General features: G+C 43.5%; 21 protein-coding genes. 5 read left to right on the top strand and 16 right to left on the bottom strand.

The window, feature by feature from the left end:
• Positions 1-101: 101 nt before the first annotated feature.
• The 5 genes from ACFPRA_RS04045 to ACFPRA_RS04025 form a co-directional block, all read right to left on the bottom strand.
• The gene (locus tag ACFPRA_RS04045; RefSeq protein ID WP_381431035.1) at positions 102-962 is read right to left on the bottom strand and encodes a M15 family metallopeptidase; all 861 of its coding nucleotides are present in this window, start codon (positions 960-962) and stop codon (positions 102-104) included.
• A 141-nt stretch (positions 963-1,103) separates the two neighbouring features.
• Positions 1,104-1,352, bottom strand: coding sequence for a hypothetical protein (locus ACFPRA_RS04040; RefSeq protein WP_381431034.1), 249 nt, complete (start codon positions 1,350-1,352; stop codon positions 1,104-1,106).
• Positions 1,353-1,402: 50 nt separating this feature from the next.
• Complete coding sequence (gene yidC / locus ACFPRA_RS04035; RefSeq protein ID WP_381431032.1) at positions 1,403-2,224, bottom strand: membrane protein insertase YidC; 822 nt, start codon at positions 2,222-2,224, stop codon at positions 1,403-1,405.
• Between the two features lie 151 nt (positions 2,225-2,375).
• Positions 2,376-3,161 carry a helix-turn-helix transcriptional regulator gene (locus tag ACFPRA_RS04030; protein ID WP_381431030.1) on the bottom strand — a complete coding sequence of 262 codons (786 nt, stop codon included), beginning with the start codon at positions 3,159-3,161 and terminating at the stop codon, positions 2,376-2,378.
• 172 nt (positions 3,162-3,333) lie between these two features.
• Positions 3,334-3,684 (bottom strand): hypothetical protein, encoded by a 351-nt coding sequence (locus ACFPRA_RS04025; RefSeq protein WP_381431028.1) that lies wholly within the window; start codon positions 3,682-3,684, stop codon positions 3,334-3,336.
• Positions 3,685-3,916: 232 nt separating this feature from the next.
• Here ACFPRA_RS04025 and ACFPRA_RS04020 point away from each other — a divergent pair, with 232 nt between their 5' ends.
• The gene (locus tag ACFPRA_RS04020; protein WP_381431026.1) at positions 3,917-4,411 is read left to right on the top strand and encodes a GNAT family N-acetyltransferase; all 495 of its coding nucleotides are present in this window, start codon (positions 3,917-3,919) and stop codon (positions 4,409-4,411) included.
• Between the two features lie 54 nt (positions 4,412-4,465).
• Here ACFPRA_RS04020 and ACFPRA_RS04015 read toward each other — a convergent pair whose 3' ends face one another.
• From ACFPRA_RS04015 to mntR, 5 genes are all read right to left on the bottom strand, one after another.
• Positions 4,466-4,939 (bottom strand): DUF4064 domain-containing protein, encoded by a 474-nt coding sequence (locus tag ACFPRA_RS04015; protein WP_381431024.1) that lies wholly within the window; start codon positions 4,937-4,939, stop codon positions 4,466-4,468.
• Positions 4,940-5,480: 541 nt separating this feature from the next.
• Positions 5,481-5,762, bottom strand: coding sequence for a GNAT family N-acetyltransferase (locus tag ACFPRA_RS04010; protein ID WP_381431022.1), 282 nt, complete (start codon positions 5,760-5,762; stop codon positions 5,481-5,483).
• A 145-nt stretch (positions 5,763-5,907) separates the two neighbouring features.
• Positions 5,908-6,798, bottom strand: coding sequence for a DUF1002 domain-containing protein (locus ACFPRA_RS04005; protein WP_381431020.1), 891 nt, complete (start codon positions 6,796-6,798; stop codon positions 5,908-5,910).
• A 58-nt stretch (positions 6,799-6,856) separates the two neighbouring features.
• Entirely contained in the window at positions 6,857-7,714 is an 858-nt protein-coding gene (locus ACFPRA_RS04000; RefSeq protein WP_381431018.1) for a CvfB family protein, read from the bottom strand.
• On the bottom strand, positions 7,714-8,139 hold the full coding sequence (gene mntR / locus ACFPRA_RS03995; protein WP_381431016.1) for a transcriptional regulator MntR: 426 nt from the start codon (positions 8,137-8,139) through the stop codon (positions 7,714-7,716). The genes ACFPRA_RS04000 and mntR overlap by 1 nt, the downstream gene beginning before the upstream one ends.
• Positions 8,140-8,317: 178 nt before the next feature.
• Between mntR and ACFPRA_RS03990 the strand changes: the two genes are divergently transcribed.
• Positions 8,318-8,473: a lmo0937 family membrane protein gene (locus tag ACFPRA_RS03990; protein ID WP_381431014.1), complete on the top strand. Its 156-nt coding sequence runs from the start codon at positions 8,318-8,320 to the stop codon at positions 8,471-8,473.
• A 47-nt stretch (positions 8,474-8,520) separates the two neighbouring features.
• Here the strand turns inward: ACFPRA_RS03990 and ACFPRA_RS03985 are convergent, their stop codons facing one another.
• From ACFPRA_RS03985 to ACFPRA_RS03975, 3 genes are read right to left on the bottom strand one after another with little or no spacing between them, the layout of a single operon-like run.
• Entirely contained in the window at positions 8,521-9,633 is a 1,113-nt protein-coding gene (locus ACFPRA_RS03985; protein ID WP_381431012.1) for a GNAT family N-acetyltransferase, read from the bottom strand.
• 30 nt (positions 9,634-9,663) lie between these two features.
• Positions 9,664-11,772, bottom strand: coding sequence for a heavy metal translocating P-type ATPase (locus ACFPRA_RS03980; protein WP_381431010.1), 2,109 nt, complete (start codon positions 11,770-11,772; stop codon positions 9,664-9,666).
• The gene (locus ACFPRA_RS03975) at positions 11,759-12,127 is read right to left on the bottom strand and encodes an ArsR/SmtB family transcription factor (protein ID WP_381431008.1); all 369 of its coding nucleotides are present in this window, start codon (positions 12,125-12,127) and stop codon (positions 11,759-11,761) included. The genes ACFPRA_RS03980 and ACFPRA_RS03975 overlap by 14 nt, the downstream gene beginning before the upstream one ends.
• Positions 12,128-12,504: 377 nt before the next feature.
• Between ACFPRA_RS03975 and ACFPRA_RS03970 the strand changes: the two genes are divergently transcribed.
• From ACFPRA_RS03970 to ACFPRA_RS03960, 3 genes are all read left to right on the top strand, one after another.
• Positions 12,505-12,924, top strand: a complete 420-nt coding sequence (locus ACFPRA_RS03970) for a universal stress protein (protein ID WP_381431005.1) — start codon at positions 12,505-12,507, stop codon at positions 12,922-12,924.
• Positions 12,925-13,070: 146 nt separating this feature from the next.
• On the top strand, positions 13,071-13,637 hold the full coding sequence (locus ACFPRA_RS03965; protein WP_381431003.1) for a sigma-70 family RNA polymerase sigma factor: 567 nt from the start codon (positions 13,071-13,073) through the stop codon (positions 13,635-13,637).
• On the top strand, positions 13,634-14,737 hold the full coding sequence (locus tag ACFPRA_RS03960; RefSeq protein WP_381431001.1) for a DUF4179 domain-containing protein: 1,104 nt from the start codon (positions 13,634-13,636) through the stop codon (positions 14,735-14,737). The genes ACFPRA_RS03965 and ACFPRA_RS03960 overlap by 4 nt, the downstream gene beginning before the upstream one ends.
• Positions 14,738-14,901: 164 nt before the next feature.
• Here the strand turns inward: ACFPRA_RS03960 and ACFPRA_RS03955 are convergent, their stop codons facing one another.
• Genes ACFPRA_RS03955 through ACFPRA_RS03945 form a run of 3 tightly spaced genes read right to left on the bottom strand, consistent with a single transcriptional unit; the run spans position 14,902 to position 16,035 of the window.
• Complete coding sequence (locus ACFPRA_RS03955) at positions 14,902-15,291, bottom strand: Na+/H+ antiporter subunit G (protein WP_381430999.1); 390 nt, start codon at positions 15,289-15,291, stop codon at positions 14,902-14,904.
• Entirely contained in the window at positions 15,269-15,541 is a 273-nt protein-coding gene (locus ACFPRA_RS03950; protein WP_381431090.1) for a Na(+)/H(+) antiporter subunit F1, read from the bottom strand. Before ACFPRA_RS03950 ends, ACFPRA_RS03955 begins: the two co-directional genes overlap by 23 nt.
• An 11-nt stretch (positions 15,542-15,552) precedes the next feature.
• Entirely contained in the window at positions 15,553-16,035 is a 483-nt protein-coding gene (locus ACFPRA_RS03945; RefSeq protein ID WP_381430997.1) for a Na+/H+ antiporter subunit E, read from the bottom strand.
• Positions 16,036-16,073 lie beyond the last annotated feature (38 nt).

Raw genomic sequence — 16,073 nt, 5'->3', positions numbered from 1 at the left:
GAACAAAAGCGCAGGGCGCCTGCCGCCCGGAGTCTAGACGATGAAAAAGGGGCGTACCATTCACCTGGTATGCCCCTTTTTCGTTTTGCAATTTGAATCGTTTACTTGATGCCTAGGTATTCTTCCAATGTAATATCGCGATTATAAACATCAGTCGCTATTTCAACGCCTACATATCTGTAATGCCAAGATTCATGCATATAGCCGGTAACGTCTTCTTTCCCTTCTGGATAGCGCAATATAAAGCCAAAGCGATGTGCATTTGCAGCTAGCCATTTCCCGGCTTCCGTCTCACCGAACGAGGAAGAGGCCCAATGCTTTTCAAAATTCACTTCGCCAATATCAAATGCGAGTCCTGTTTGATGCTCAGAATAACCCGGACGTGCACTATAAGTATCCGCCGCTTCTTTACCATCGCGTTCCACATAGCGATCATAAAGCGTCTTCTGGTACTCAAACGATCGGTACGTACTGAAAGCAGTGAGGTTAAAACCTGAAAGTTTCGCTTCCGCCGCCATTTTTTCAAACGCTTCGCGCGCCACTGGATCCTCTCCCGGAGCGAACGTCGACGGCAGCGGATTTTTCTTATTGGCGAGTAGAACTTGATTGACATAGGTCGGTTCTTCAGGCAACTGCTGATTGATCATATAACCGCCAGCATCGACAGTCATCTCCTGATGCTCACTGCCAGCATCCCCACCTTGTTCTGTAACGTCTCCAGAGGTTTCCTCTACCTGCCCATTCGTCGTTCCTTCCGCATCCGGTTCGCTCCCCGCCTGCTCGATCGAATCATTGGGTAGACCAAAGAACGTCTGAACCGATTGCGTACTTTTTTCAATATCCCACCCATTGAATCCAAGGATGGCCACCAAACCGCATCCGACCAAAGCCGTCACCAATAAGGTGATGGTCAGCCCTTTTCCCGTTTTCTTCTTTTTTACGTATTTGTTTTTACGTTTCATGAATGATCATTCCTTCTCCAAATCTATCTCTAGTCTACCATCATTTCGATCCGACAGTATTCGTTTGCTGACAAAATATAATAGGTCACTATTCAAAAAGGACGCTCTACGGATTATTCAGTTCCCGCGAACGTCCACATTTCACATGATTACATTAGTGATGAACAATAGGATGCAGGCTACTGCGAAAAAGATCGACATCCAGCGCATCCATTTTGACTCACGTTCCATCCCCTGCTCTTTAAAGGATTTTGCACGGCTACCGTTCGTTAGAGCGAACAAAGCCATTAAGGCAATCACCGCATGATTCAAATCCAGCTTGATAATGAAATATAAAGAAGCAACTGCAGCCACAACGATTCCAATTCCAACTAACCATCTGCCTTGCAAAATCGTATCCCCCTTAAGAAAAAGACCGAAGATCGCTCTCCGGCCTAGTTTCATTTACCATCTTTTCCTTTTTTATCGTCTTCCGCAATTTCAGCTTTGTCAGCTGGTGCCGCTTCCGGGGCAGGCTTGTAATAAAGTTTGCGTCCCAAATACGTTTGGAAGATGAGGAGAATACCGCCGACTGCCCAGTAAAGCGGTAGCGCTGCCATCGCTTTAAAGGAAATGAACATTATCATAATCGGTGACATATAGATGAACATTTTCATCTGTTGTTGTTGCTGTTCAGGCATTGTCCAAAGTGAAATACGCGCCTGTATAAAATAAACAGCACCCGCTAAAAGCATCATCAAAATATCAGGTTCCCCTAGGTTAAACCAAAGGAATGGATGTGACTTCACTTCCGGCGAATGGAGAATTGCAAAGTAAAGACCCATAATGATCGGCATTTGAATGATCAACGGAAGACAACCCATATTGAGCGGATTCACTCCATGCTTCGAATAAAGGCCCATCATCTCTTGCTGAAGTTTCATCTGCTCCTCTTTACTTCCACTTTCCTTCGCTTCTTTCAGCCGTTTTTGAATGTCTTCCATTTCAGGGCGAAGTGCATCCATTTTCACTTTCATATCCTGCTGTGCCCGATAATTTTTCAACATGAACGGCATTAGAATCAAGCGGATTAATACAGTAATTAAAATAATCGCCAAACCGTAACTTCCGTTGAATATGTCACTAAAGAACGTCAGTAACCAATCCATCGGTTTAACAAAAACATTGTAAAATGTACCTTCTTTGTTCTCAACACCGGCACAACCACTTAGAAAGGCAGCGGTTATCAGCAACATTGTTACTAATCCAATTCTCTTTTTCAATAAATTCACCTTCACTAATTTAAACTACTGAAAAGTATACCTCAAACTGTCATTGGATTACAACGAATGTCTGCTTTTGCACTAAAAGCGAAGCATCCACTCCAGATCTTCCCACTGCCTGAACTTTATACTATTCAGGGGGGAACATCCTCTATTTCTCTTTCAATGGAAAACTGAAACGAAAGTACCTGACAGAAAGATTGCTCCTAAATTCCCTCGGCGTCTGCCCCGCATACTTCTTGAATAAGCGCGTGAAATAACTTTGGTTACAAAAGTGATATTGGTCGGATATATCGGATATTTTCCGATTTGTAAAACGCAAAACATATTGGGATTCTTCTACTTTGCGGATATTGATGTATTCAACAAGTGTCACACCTGTATGTACTCGGAAAATCCGGGAAAGATGACTCGTACTAATATTGAATTCCCTAGCTACCTCCTCTACCGTGATAGGCGACTCCAAGTGACAGGAAATATGTAGGATGACTTTGTTCACGATTTGATTTGAAAGGGGAAGTCCATTCTTGTTTTTTAGCGTATACGTATAAAACTCAAGCAGTTCATCCACGAATTCAAGGGTATTTTCTTCATTCAATTTCGTTTTGATCAAGACCATACATGCGTTATTAAAAGCAAATGCTTTTGCCGGCATATGGGAATTTTTCTCTAATTGCATTGCAACCATTGAGGAGAGGCTGATTAAGTAGTATTTGATCGTTTCAAATGGACCCATCTCCGCATAGCGTATCCTGTATTCTAAAAGAAATTGGATTTCTTTTCGCGCTTTCTCTTTTTCCAATAGAAGGATATGGGTCAACAACTTTCTTTCCGTTATGTAATACGTCTCAATTCCTTCGTAATTTCCATTTGACTCACCGTCATGTACCTGATTTCTTACCAACAGGGATTTTTTGATCTTCATCGTCTTCTGCATATTCACAAGCTCCACTCATTTCGCTTTTTCTTCTAAACAGTTTGTTAGTTTTATGATCTATTAGATACCCATAAAAATAATTTTCTAACATCTTTTTAAAAATAAAGTGAATTCACTGGAACTAACGTAAAAAAAAAAGAGGTAGACAAAATAATCTTTGTCTACCTTCCACTTATTGGTTCGATGATTCCTTTTCCAATTCTGACTGTTCTTTTTTATGATAAAGTCCATCTGTATCTTCGCTAGCACCTTTATCTTCTACTTCTTGGTTATAGTAATGAACGCTCGTTTGGGCACCTTCGCTTACCATCTTATTATCCTGTAAATCATATGGGTCCGAATGACCGACTTTCGTATCGGAATCACGGTTCATCTTTTGGGTATTGATGAACGACTCCACTTTGGTTTTCATATTATTGAAAGCGACCTGTGCCTTATCCCGATTTTCTTTTTTGCTAAAATAGGCATACGCTCCAACAGCCATCGTTGCGAGCAATAGATTATTACTTCGTTTACGTCCCATATTCACCATTCCTCTCGCTTTGTTTAAATATCGAATATGTAATGAGTATACCCTTATTTACTGAATTAGAAACTTTTGCTTATCCATTTTGTGATAGGAAACTGTTTCCCAAACCATCGGGATCCCGCGTCATTCCGGTATATTTCCCTTATATGTCATTTTGATTACAGCTGTAGTTTTTGACCTTAAGATTTGTTATGATAGTGAAAATAGATGCAGAGGTGACAGTGCAATGATCCGACACATGACAACCAAGGATTGCGTGCACGTTCAACACATCGCCCGTAAAACTTGGAATGCAACCTATCAAGATATAATTCCAGAAGAAATCCAAAAACAGTTTATCGATCGTTTCTATTCCCACGCGATGATGGAAAAGCGAATGGAAAAAACGAACGTTCTCATCGCTGAAATGCAAGGTTTACCGATCGGCTTTGCCAGCTTTACAAGAAAAGATGAAGATGGCGACTCCGAGCTGACGGCAATGTACATCTTACCTGAATACCAACAAGCCGGTTATGGGGAAAAACTATTCAAGTCCACCCTCACCATGTTGCAGGACGCCCAACAATTATTTGTTTATGTGGATGCACGTAATGCCATCGGAAGAGCTTTCTATGAAAAACAAGGATTTGAATTACTCGATGTTTTTGAAGAAGATTTCCAAGGACTTCCTGTTCTAACTGCGCAATACGTCTACTATATACAAACTCCAGTACTTGTCTAAATTACTATTCAAAAACGCTTTCCACCTATTAGGAAAGCGTTTTTTCTTTTTGACTTATAAAGGTCGCATCGTTCCACCATTCCCATCATCCACATACATCTGTTCGTTAGTTTGTGGCGGCTTTTTTGTAAAGCAAAGAATCCCTGCGATATAGAGAAGGATGGATGTTAAGTTAATAATCCCAGCCAATACACCCGCAATGATAAACATAATTCCTGCGAGTTTCGGATTTTTGTTTTTCCAGATGTTCACAATGCCAATAATGTTCAAGATCAAACTAATAATAAGAAGAATGACGAACAACCAAATCAAACCACCAAGGAAATTAAACATGCCGTAGATCCACTCAAGATCCTCCGGATTAATCGTCGGATCTGCCAACATCTCCGCTTCAAATTCTTTTTGGATCATCGGATCAGACTTCAAAAAGTTATAAAATATCATCATGACTACGGTGGAGATGATTCCAAGTACCGTAAAAACGGCACTGATGATGGATAATACTTTTTCCGCCGTGCGGTTTATCATATTTTACGCACCCTTTCTTTTAATCTTATAATGATTATACGCTTCTTCATAGAAATAGTTTCACTTTTTCTACCTTTTCTTTGTGATTAAGCATTCATTTTTCTAAATCGAAACCGCCAATTTCGCATCAAACGAAAAAGACAATCCGGCGGCATATTCTTGCTACGGATTGTCTTTTTCAATCGGTCCAATCAATTACGCCTCAGCGTAATTGCGTCCAGATTTTGAATTGCGAATCGAAAAGCGAAGGGTTCGATTTGCCGTATTTCTGCGCCTTTTGCAGAAATTAAGGCACTTAGATAAGCGCAATTGATACCTTTCAAAATCTGTGACATCCGCCAGAGGCTTGGGCCAACAGGATTTTGGTCACTCAGGCGTTGCTGCAGGACGCGGCGATCTTAGCCTGAGTTCCTCTAATCAGCAAATCTTTTTGTACTGAAAGCGAAGCGTCAGCTACAGGGAGTTTGAACTCCCTCTGATTGAAATGAATTTTGGCATTCATTCCGCCACTTATGAAAGTGGGGACTTCTGCTGAATCAAGTTATACTTTTACATCTTCATAATCTTTATAGCGTTCGAATGCCGTGACAACATATGAGCAGACAGGCTCCATCTTTAGCTCTTGTTCACGTGCATAGGTTGCCGCGCGATCCAATAATTTCTTCGCTACTCCTTGCCCGCGTAAATCCGTAGAAACAAATGTATGATCCATCACCATGACGTCTCCAAGAATCGTCCATGTAATTTCCGCGAGCAATTTTCCATCCTGCTCATTCCGAAACGCAAATGCGTCTCCACCTAGTTCCACAAATTCAAATTCCATCTACATGACCCCTTTTCTTGCAATGTAAGATTAATGATCAATGTTTCGTGCCTTGAATTCAAGCTAGTATCAGTTTAACACCTAGTGGCAAGCTAGACAATCGTTTCTTTTCGGAAAAGTCCATCTATTCTTAACTTCTAGCTCTTTACTTGAACCAGGATTGAATGGATTCAAACAGTTTTGCAAAGAATTCTTTGACACTTTCCCAAAAGCTCGGATCGATTTCGCCGATTTTCTCTTTGATTTTCGATGTCATATCGGAGAGTTGCTCGGAGAATTTATTGAAATCGATATCCAAGTTTCGGATGCGATCCATCAAATCAATTAATAACTGCCGATCCGCTTCACTTAACTCGATATTCAATTTACTTAGTTGTTCCGTCACGATTTTCTCAACTTCTTCTTTCGTAGCCGGATTTTTCTCTGCAATTTGTTTTTTGATTTCCGTCAGAAGTTCGGAAACTTTGTCGCTATCTACACCCGCTTCTTTTGAAAACTTTGTCGCCAAGTTCAATTCATCGTTGGCAACGTCAGTCCGTTCGGTATCGAGTGTCTCGCCGGTCACTTCATACGCTTTGTAAATGCCGACAAGGGCGGAGTGGCCAGTCACTTTTTTCGGTGCTGCCACTTCTACAATCGCATCTTCGATTCCCGCTGTCAACATAGCGTTGGCATACATTTCCGATGTGACTTGTGTAATATTGTCCTCTGTGACAATGGAGATAACCAAGCCTTTTCCCGCTTCTTGCCGCGTAATCTTAGCCGATGAATACATTCTCGCCTTATCATTACCATCTTTAATATACTTAACAAGGTCGCTACCGGAGACGATAATCTCTTCAACTTCCGCCTCTTCTGCAACTTTTAGGCTTTTCTTAACACTTTCTTTTTCAGTTTCAGATAAATCAGCTCCATAGACGACAATCGGGACACCAAGCCTTTCGTCAACTACTCCTTCATCGGCTTGTGCCGTCAATGGACTCGCTATGCCTATTACAAGCAACATAGCAGTTATTATGATTAAAAATCGCTTCATGTCAATTCCCCCTTCTTATACGATTAGTACGCTTCGTAGTTTGAAAAGTTCCCTCTGATCACTTCAGCGATGTCCAACCATCGTTTTGGACGATTTTCCCTTCTTTCATCAGTTTGCCTAATGCACGTTTGAATGCCGCCTTACTCAAGTCGAACATTTCCTTTATCTCTTCCGGTGTCGATTTATCTGTAAATGGCATCCGGCCACCGACTTCGGTTAAATAGCGGAAGACCGTTTCGGCATCATCTCCCAAACGCTCCTCTTTTCTTGGTAACAGGGAACCATTCAATGTGCCATCGTCCCGTATCCCGATAATCCGGACGTCAACTTCCTGTCCAAGACGCGGTTCTTTCTCCTGTTGCGAGTTATGGATGAAAATCCGGTAATTTTCCGGTACGCTCAGCATAAAAGAACCTACGGGTAGCAAACGGTATGCTCTCGCTTTTACATTTTGATTATGCAAGGAAGTCGGTGCTTCGATCAATTGCTCTTGAACCTTTTCTTCCGTTGCCAATCGCCCAAAAATATTGCCGCCTAAATCAGTTCGGAGTGTCATGTACAAGGCATCATCCACTTGTGGCCATAATGACCGGATGCGTGGCATATCCGCCCGGTTGACGAGCACTTCAAAGGAGGAACCGATATCGACATAGACCCCTTCTCGATCGTCCACGCGAATCACACGCGCCCATCCGAACGTTTCACTTGTCATGTTCGGCATTCGCATCGTCGCAGTCAGTTGGCCCCGGCGATTCGTGTATAAGAAAACTTGCACGTCATCTCCTTCTTGCAATGCCTCATCTGCATCGGATACGTTCATCATAATCGGGTCCTCATCACCCTCTAACACCCAGCGTGATCCTTCACGCCCTACTACTTTTAATTCGGCTGTAAAGCCGGATTTCAATTGCGCCATTAGCAATCCACCTCTTCCTCTTGATTCTGTAGACGTAGTTTTTTTACAAATTCAGGATCCTGTTTCATCGCCTCGACAAGATCTGTAATCCGATCCATGGCATTCCAACTAAGGTGATGTTCAATCCCTTCTACATCGCCGTATATATTTTGTTCTTCGACACCGATAATTCTAAGAAACTGTTCAAGTAGTTCATGTCTCCTGACCAATTTCTTACCAAACTTATACCCTTTTTCCGTCAACTCCAGCCCTTTGTAACGCTCGTAAACAAGATACCCTTCTCGATCTAGCCGCTGGGCCATTTTCGTTACAGAAGAAGGTAGGACTGCCAATGCTTCCGCGACATCCGAAACACGTGCAACCCCTTTCGCTTCAATATGCAAATAAATTTGTTCGAGGTAATCTTCCATACCTGGTGTTGCCATTCGTACCACCTCCAGTATGTATTAACCTGCACAAGGCAGGGGATGTAGCCATCGCGACCGGACATCGCGTTTTTAGCTACCTTCCTTCGTTTCCACACGTATTCCTCCCCAAATGAATTGTTTAGGCATTCTACTTGCAGGGTATTTTCTGAGTACATAACAATTAGGGGGGATATACATGGGCCGAATTCTTTGGCTAATCATTGTAGCATTAATTGTCATTTGGTTACTAGGTGTAGTATTAAAAATCGGTGGAGGACTCATTCATTTCCTCCTCGTGGTCGCTGGCATAATCTTCATCTTCCAACTTGTGACAGGAAGAAGAACTCTGTAACGAAAGGGATGTCGACGTATGTCGGCATCCCTTTTTTTGATCCCTACTCATCCTATTTTCGCATAAATACATGTATTCCGTAAAACATTTCCATCGGGCGATAAGGAGTCTTGATGAAGTATCCCTTCAAGTGTAAAGCCTGCACGTTCCGCAACGCTTCTGCTTTTCATATTGCTTTCATCACAACGGATTTCCACCCGATGTGCGCCGAGTTGCTCGAACGCAAATTGTTCAATCCGCTGCACGGCTTCCGTCATATAGCCATACCCTTCAAATTCTGAAGATAGCCAATAGCCGATTTCAAATTTCGGGATCGACCAATCGATGCGATGAAGACCACATGCGCCGACGAAAGCGCCCGTATCTTTATGGTAAAGATGAAAACGCAAATCCTCTCGTGTGATAAATTGTGCGACAGCTTTTCTTAAACTTTCCTTCGTCGTATCCAATTCTGGTTCAGGCTGTGCCCATGGCATCCATTTGCGAAGGATCGTCAATGATTTACGGGTCGCTTCCCAAACTTCCTCCGCGTCCTCAAGCTTTGGTGCCCGAATCAGTAGTCGTTCCGTTTCAAACGAACTAGGGAAGTCCGCAATCCGTCGTGCTGTTGCTGAACTTCGCGACTTCTCCCCATCTTCCCAGATGACAGGTGTCGTTGTTCCTTCTGTAAAATCTTCCCGTGTAATGCCATATGTCACCGCATCGTAATAAGCATTTTCCTTTGGTGAAAACCATGCATTTCGCAAATGAGCTTCCTTCACGAAACCAGCCCGTTCAAATGTTTTCCGCATGGCAAGATTATCTTGTCGCGTATGACCTTCCAAACGAATTTTCTTGTTCGGAAGGCTGAATACATATTCCGCTACGAGCCGAAGCGCTTTCGGCCCATAGCCATTCCCTCTCGACATATCTGCAATCCGAAGGTCAAACATCGGAATTTCATCCGCTAGATCATAAATTTTCACAATCCCGACTTTTTCCCGGGCATCATTTTCCACCCAGAATGTTTTCACTTCATCCGACTGGTAACCGCCTTCTTCAATAGCCTTTTCAATCAATGCGCGACCCGGATGGGAATTGCCATGATAAGGCCATGTGTTCGTTGTCATAAAATGAATGAGCTGTTCTTGCTCCTCCATCGTCCATTCTTGTAAATGCATTAGAATTCGCCTCCATGCAAGCCTACTTCGTTACTTATGAACCCGCAATAAGCGAAGCGAGTTCAGTACGACAAGAAGCGTCGCCCCCATATCCGCGAAAATGGCAATCCATAGCGTCAGCCATCCCGGAATGATAAGAAGTAGTGCAACTATTTTTAAGCCTAATGCAAACATAATGTTTTCTTTAATAATTCGCAACGTTTTTCTACTTAATTTAATGGAATAAGGTAGTTTTCCTAAGTCGTCGGCCATCAACGCAATATCCGCCGTTTCCAATGCTGCGTCCGTTCCGGCACCGCCCATCGCGATCCCGACAGATGCCGCTGCTAAAGCGGGTGCGTCATTGATCCCATCGCCAACCATTGCGACACGTCCATATTGTTCGTTTAATTGTTTGATGTATACTAGCTTATCTTCCGGCATGAGCCCAGCGCGAACATCCGTTACACCTAATTCTTCTGCAATGGCTTTTGCTGTCGTCGGATGATCTCCTGTTAACATGACCGTGTGTCGGATACCGATTTCCTTCAATTGTTTCAACACTTCGCCACTTTCTGAACGGATCGGATCCGCAACAGCTAGCAAGGCGCTATATTCTGCATCGACGACAACCGCCATGACAGACTTCCCTTCCTGTTGCAAGGCAGCTGCTTGTTGCAGTACATCTTCCGGTACCGAGGCAAGTTCTTGTATCCAACTCAAGCTGCCGATATGGACCGTTTGATGGGCAATTTTTGCGTAAGCCCCTTTTCCGGTGACGGATTGGAATCCGGTTGCCTCCGTCCTTTCTGCTCCTTGCTGATCAGCGTAATTGACAATCGCTTTCGCGAGCGGATGCTGGGACAAAGACTCTACAGCTGCAATGGAGCATAGAAGCGATTGTGGATCCAGCCCTTGGCGGACAATAAATTCCGTTACTTCTGGATACCCTTTCGTCAATGTACCTGTTTTGTCAAAGGCGATCGCCGTCAAATGCCCCGTTTCTTCCAGGTGAACGCCGCCTTTAATCAGCACTCCTTGACGCGCAGCGTTCCCGATCGCTGTGACGATGGCAACAGGGGTGGATACAACGAGCGCACACGGGCATCCTACAACGAGTACGGCCAACCCTTGATAGATCCATGCGTGCCACTCTCCGCCGAGCAGTGGCGGTACGATGGCAACAAGAAACGCGATGGCGATTATGGCTGGGGTATAGTATTTTGCAAACCGATCGACAAACTTTTGGGAAGGTGCTTTCTCCGCTTGTGCTTCTTCAACAAGATGGATGATTTTCGCAATCGTCGTATCTCCGACCAGTTTCGTTACAGTTACCTCAAGCGCACCTTCTTCGTTGAGTGTACCTGCGAATACATCGTCTCCCGTCTTCTTTAGGACTGGCACCGCTTCACCAGTGATCGCCGCTTGGTTAACTGTGGAAGTACCTTTCAAAACGGTACCGTCCATCGCAATCTTCTGACCGGGTTTGATGATTAAGACATCGCCAACCACAATATCTTCCGTTTCCAGTTCCACCACTTCATGGCCACGTCTTACAAAGGCGGAAGACGGGGCAATATCCATTAACTGGCGAATCGACTGACGCGCTTTGTTCATCGAATAAGCCTCTAGCGCTTCACTGATAGCGAATAAAAACACAACGACAGCACCTTCACGCCATTCTCCGATAACTGCGGCCCCGATAATGGCAATCGTCATGAGCGTTTTCATATCGAAATCGAAACGGATTAAGTTGCGAAGCCCAGTTTTAAACATATCCGCTCCACCTATTACGATGGAAATCGCAAACAAGGCGACAGCGGCAGGATGCGTCTCCGAATAGCGAAACGAAAGAATCGTACCTGCCAGTAGAAAAAGGAATGACAGGACCGTCACTACGTTTTCCTTACGAGCGAAAAACGGTTGCTTCGGCTCCGGTTGTCTCTGTTGGACCGGAACTACCTTTATGCCATCAAAAGCACCCGCTGCCTCCAAATCTTCAATCGTGGCATTGCCGCTAAATGATAATTTGGATGCTCCGAAGTTCACTTGAGCATCTCGAACAGCAGGTAAATTTTTGACATTGTTTTCGAATTTCATGGCGCAGCTCGCACAGGATAAGTTTTCGAGTCGATATTCTTGTTTGTCAACTACCGCCATCTTTTGCACCCTCTTCCGCATGCTCATGCGCAATTTTCACGAGTTGGTGAACGTGATTATCCGCGAGCGAATAGTACACCATTTTTCCTTTTCTTTGTGATTTTGCAAGCGCCTGCTCACGTAAATATCGTAAATGATGCGATGCCGTTGCCACGGAAGAACCGATGACCGCTGCAACATCACAGACACACATCTCTTTTTCCAACGTTAAAGAATAGGCGATTTTTAATCTGGTTTCATCGGCCAATGCTTTAAAAATCTGAACCGCCGCGCCCAAATCCGGTAGTGAATCTTGCACGCGTGTCACCACTTCTTCATGCATCGTTGTCACTTCACATACTTCTTTTATCGTCATCATGTCACCTCATTCAAATATTCGTTTGATTGAATTTATTATATGCAAATTTCCGATAATATGCAAGGCGATTCAAATAGGCATTTGATTGTCATGCTATTTCCGCCCATTCTGGACATTCTAGACTGAAATTTCTTTTTCTGCTATCATATACACGGTTTAAACCGCGGGTTGCTCGTGGAGCGATTCAATTATTCTTCATTCCGGCATTAACATCCGTTCCGGTGGACGCGGAAGGCTTTCCAGGGATCGTTCTCATGTTTTTAAACATCGTTCTTGGGGAATGAGTTGTATAAATATCGATGCCGGTTCTAGCGCCATTATGGTCATTGCTTGAACGTCTTTCCATTCCTTATACAAAGTAAAGGGGTGATTCAATGTATAATAGAATTCTTGTTGCGATCGACGGTTCGGAAAACTCACGCCGGGCAGCTGAACACGCTGCCATGCTGGCCGCTTTAAGTCCCAATACCTCTGTTGAAATTCTCTATGTGCTCGACTTTGAGCGTGTCCGTACGGATGCCCTCCATGCTACGGGTAGCGATGATCTCCATATCGATCGCAAAAAGAGACTCGCGCCAATTGAAGGCGCATTTGAACAACGGAAAATCAACTACCAGCTTGTTATTAAGCATGGCGAACCCGGACCGACTATTGTCAGCTTTGCCAATCGAGGTGGCTTCGATCTTATTGTCGTCGGCAGTCGCGGATTGAATTCTTTTCAGGAAATGGTGCTTGGCAGCGTCAGTCATAAGGTGGCCAAGCGTGTCACAGCCCCCGTGTTAATCGTTAAATAGCAGTACCAGACAAGCCCTTTTCTCTTCTTAAGAGGAAAGGGTTTTTTAAATCCTGTATGATTTCTAAGTAAATATGAGAGAAAAACTTTTTAAGTACGTTGTATAAGATGTAAAAGCTTTTACAACAAATGAAGGGGAATCATTAGATGAAGTCGAACGAGAGGAATTTTGTAAAACGATTACAGAAACAAAAAGAAGATGCCTTGGAATTTGTCGTCGATACGTACCTGCCCATCATTAAAGGAATCACGCATAAAGTACTCATTCCGCTTCATGATCAAGGCATCATCGATGAATGCATCAATGATATTTTTCTATCCATCTGGAACAACTCAAAAAAGTTCAAAGGAGATGCGACCGATTTCCGAAAATGGATTTGTACCGTCGCCAAGTTTAAAGCAATTGATTATTACAGAAAAGCAAAGAAAGAGGTTGAGTTTTCGTCAGATTATATGGATATGAATGCGGATTTGTCTGCCGAAGACGAAGTCATTTTACTGGAAGATCAAAGTGAATTGGTGAAGCTTATCAACCAACTGGAGCCAGTGGAACGAGACATTTTTATCATGAAATACTTTCTCGGGCTTAAGACAGAAGAAATCGCAAAGAAGCTGGGTTTAACGAATGCTTCCATCGATAATCGTGTCTATCGTGGGAAAAAGAAGCTAAATAAAAAGGTGGCAAGCCTTGAGTTAGGAGAGAACAGAATATGAAGGACATTTACGAATTATTGAATGACGCTAAAATAGACGACCAGGATATTGAAGAAATGCCCGTTACTGAATTGGAAAAAGCAAAAGTGAAAAACACCCTCAAACAATCGATCTTAAAGAAGAAAAAACGAACAGGCTGGAAAACGAATGTTATAGCCGCAGCCGCTGTGATTGGCTTAACCGTCACAACAATCGGATTAACATTTCCCGCTTATGCCGGCAATATCCCAATCATCGGAGATATTTTCAGATTCTTAGATAATGATAAAACAGGTATGTATGATAACTACAAGGAATTTTCCACTGAAATGAATCTGACACAAGAAAGCAATGGCATCAAAATAACTGTGAATGACGCGGTTTTCGATGGCGAGACAGTCGCCATCACTTATTCCATCGACAGTGACCGTGACTTAGGGGAGGAACTGACGATATTCGATACGATCGATATTAAAGGCGCCAATGGAATGACCGGAAGCTCGCAAATTTCAAAAATAGACGATACGCATTACGTTGGGCTTGATCGTATGACTCCCACGGGGATAGCGTCGGAAAACATTGATGTGAAATGGAAAATAAAACATTTACATCTGCTTGACACGGAGCAAGAAATAAAAGGTAATTGGAAATTTTCCTTTTCTCTCCAAGCGACAGATAGCCAAGTCCAATTAACGAACCAAAGTATCGAGAAAAATGGGGTCACCGTCAATATCGAGAAAATCGCGTTTACACCGATGTCATTTATTGTTCACTACAGCCAAGCAGCGACCCAACAAGTCCAAGACAAATGGCACGAGGCTTCCATTGAGCTCCATGTAACGGATGATCTAGGGAACATCTATTCCGGAGAAGGCAACGGGGGATCGGGATCTGACGCCTACACAATTAGCTGGAGCGACACCTTCGAGAAACTGGATCCAAACGCGACAAAACTGATCATCACGCCCCATGTACTGCTTAGAATTCACGATGCATCCAATTTCGGCGGAATTGAAATAACAGCAGATGGAAAGGAAAAAGAACTCCCTATCCCAACAAAGACCGGTGTCGGAAAAGAAGAATTTGTCATGGAAGATATCGTAATTGAATTGGAGAAATAAATGACTTCCTTAGCACGGGTGGGCTTCCTTTGAGCACGAGTGGATTCACTTTGAGCGCGGGCAGCTTCACTTTGAGCTCGAGCGACTCCACTTTGAGCGCGAGTGCTCCGCTTTGAGCGCGATGAGTAATCACCCATTTTAATCATTAAAAAAGGAGCTGGCTATTACTTGCCAGCTCCTTCTTTTTTCTCTTTTTCATCCTTTTCCTTATGCAGCACCTCATATAGTTCATCGGCAACCGAAATATCTGCCAACTTCACTTTCGAGCGATAGGCCGCTCGGATGATCAGATGCCCAGCAACAGGGGCCGTTAAAAACACGAAGACAATACCCAAAAGAACACGGACGCTAATAAACTGCTCATGGAACCAAAAATAAAGAAATGTTCCGGACAATGTGAGCAAGACTGCCAACGTCGAACTTTTTGTCGCTGCATGGGATCTCGTATAGACGTCCGGCAATCGGATGAGCCCGAACACGCTAATGACACTCGCAATACCACCTGTCAAAATGAGAAGCGCTCCTATGAATTCACCGATCTCGTTTCCGCTCAACGATAACCCCCCTCTCCGTAAATTTGGAGAAAGCAATCGTACCAATAAACGATAAAATGCCCAAAATCAATATGACTTCTAAAAAGGCTTTTGTTTTCAATAAGATGGAAATGACTGCAATGGAAGCAATCAAATTCACACCGATCATATCCAACGCAATCACCCGATCCGGCATAGAAGGTCCGAGGATAATACGGATGACCGCAATGGCGATTGTCGTGGCAAACAAGATAACCGAAATCGTCAGCATCGTCTCAATGATCATCGGGTCACCTCCATAATCGCTTTTTCAAAATTCCCTAGCTGACTTAGCAACGAATCCTTTGACTGCTCCACATCCATCGCGTGAATGTAGAGGACATTCCCTTCAGGCGACACTTCCATCACGACAGACCCAGGCGTCAATGTTAACAAAAGAGAAAGCATCGTCACTTCTACATCACTTTTTAAAACCGTCTCATATTTAAAAATTCCTGGTTTTATTTTCAGTTTCGGACTTAAAATCTGTTTTAACACAATAACGCTCGACAGCGTCAGCTCCCAGATAAATATGAAGAGCAACTTAATGGCCGAATACAATCTTCGCAAGTAAAATTGGGTGCCAAGGAATCGGTGCATGAAAAAGATAATACTAATCCCGACAAGAAAACCTGCAAAAAATGTTGTAAATTTCAACTCGTCTTCATCCATCAACGTCATCCAAAGAAAAGCGATGAATAAATTCAACAATAATTGGGCTGGCACTCGCACTCACCTCTTCTTTCCGCTCGATGTACGGACTG

The sequence above is a fragment of the Sporosarcina soli genome, from assembly GCF_042655805.1.
GTDB lineage: Bacteria > Bacillota > Bacilli > Bacillales_A > Planococcaceae > Sporosarcina > Sporosarcina soli.
This window is presented reverse-complemented; position numbering and strand designations above follow the sequence as displayed.

Coding starts and splice junctions, on each gene's coding strand:
- ACFPRA_RS04045 (WP_381431035.1), bottom strand. CDS start 962: ATGAAACGTAAAAACAAATACGTAAAAAAGAAGAAAACGGGAAAAGGG.
- ACFPRA_RS04030 (WP_381431030.1), bottom strand. CDS start 3,161: ATGCAGAAGACGATGAAGATCAAAAAATCCCTGTTGGTAAGAAATCAG.
- ACFPRA_RS04025 (WP_381431028.1), bottom strand. CDS start 3,684: ATGGGACGTAAACGAAGTAATAATCTATTGCTCGCAACGATGGCTGTT.
- ACFPRA_RS04020 (WP_381431026.1), top strand. CDS start 3,917: ATGATCCGACACATGACAACCAAGGATTGCGTGCACGTTCAACACATC.
- ACFPRA_RS04015 (WP_381431024.1), bottom strand. CDS start 4,939: ATGATAAACCGCACGGCGGAAAAAGTATTATCCATCATCAGTGCCGTT.
- ACFPRA_RS04010 (WP_381431022.1), bottom strand. CDS start 5,762: ATGGAATTTGAATTTGTGGAACTAGGTGGAGACGCATTTGCGTTTCGG.
- ACFPRA_RS04005 (WP_381431020.1), bottom strand. CDS start 6,798: ATGAAGCGATTTTTAATCATAATAACTGCTATGTTGCTTGTAATAGGC.
- ACFPRA_RS04000 (WP_381431018.1), bottom strand. CDS start 7,714: ATGGCGCAATTGAAATCCGGCTTTACAGCCGAATTAAAAGTAGTAGGG.
- mntR (WP_381431016.1), bottom strand. CDS start 8,139: ATGGCAACACCAGGTATGGAAGATTACCTCGAACAAATTTATTTGCAT.
- ACFPRA_RS03990 (WP_381431014.1), top strand. CDS start 8,318: ATGGGCCGAATTCTTTGGCTAATCATTGTAGCATTAATTGTCATTTGG.
- ACFPRA_RS03985 (WP_381431012.1), bottom strand. CDS start 9,633: ATGCATTTACAAGAATGGACGATGGAGGAGCAAGAACAGCTCATTCAT.
- ACFPRA_RS03980 (WP_381431010.1), bottom strand. CDS start 11,772: ATGGCGGTAGTTGACAAACAAGAATATCGACTCGAAAACTTATCCTGT.
- ACFPRA_RS03975 (WP_381431008.1), bottom strand. CDS start 12,127: ATGACGATAAAAGAAGTATGTGAAGTGACAACGATGCATGAAGAAGTG.
- ACFPRA_RS03970 (WP_381431005.1), top strand. CDS start 12,505: ATGTATAATAGAATTCTTGTTGCGATCGACGGTTCGGAAAACTCACGC.
- ACFPRA_RS03965 (WP_381431003.1), top strand. CDS start 13,071: ATGAAGTCGAACGAGAGGAATTTTGTAAAACGATTACAGAAACAAAAA.
- ACFPRA_RS03960 (WP_381431001.1), top strand. CDS start 13,634: ATGAAGGACATTTACGAATTATTGAATGACGCTAAAATAGACGACCAG.
- ACFPRA_RS03950 (WP_381431090.1), bottom strand. CDS start 15,541: ATGCTGACGATTTCGGTTATCTTGTTTGCCACGACAATCGCCATTGCG.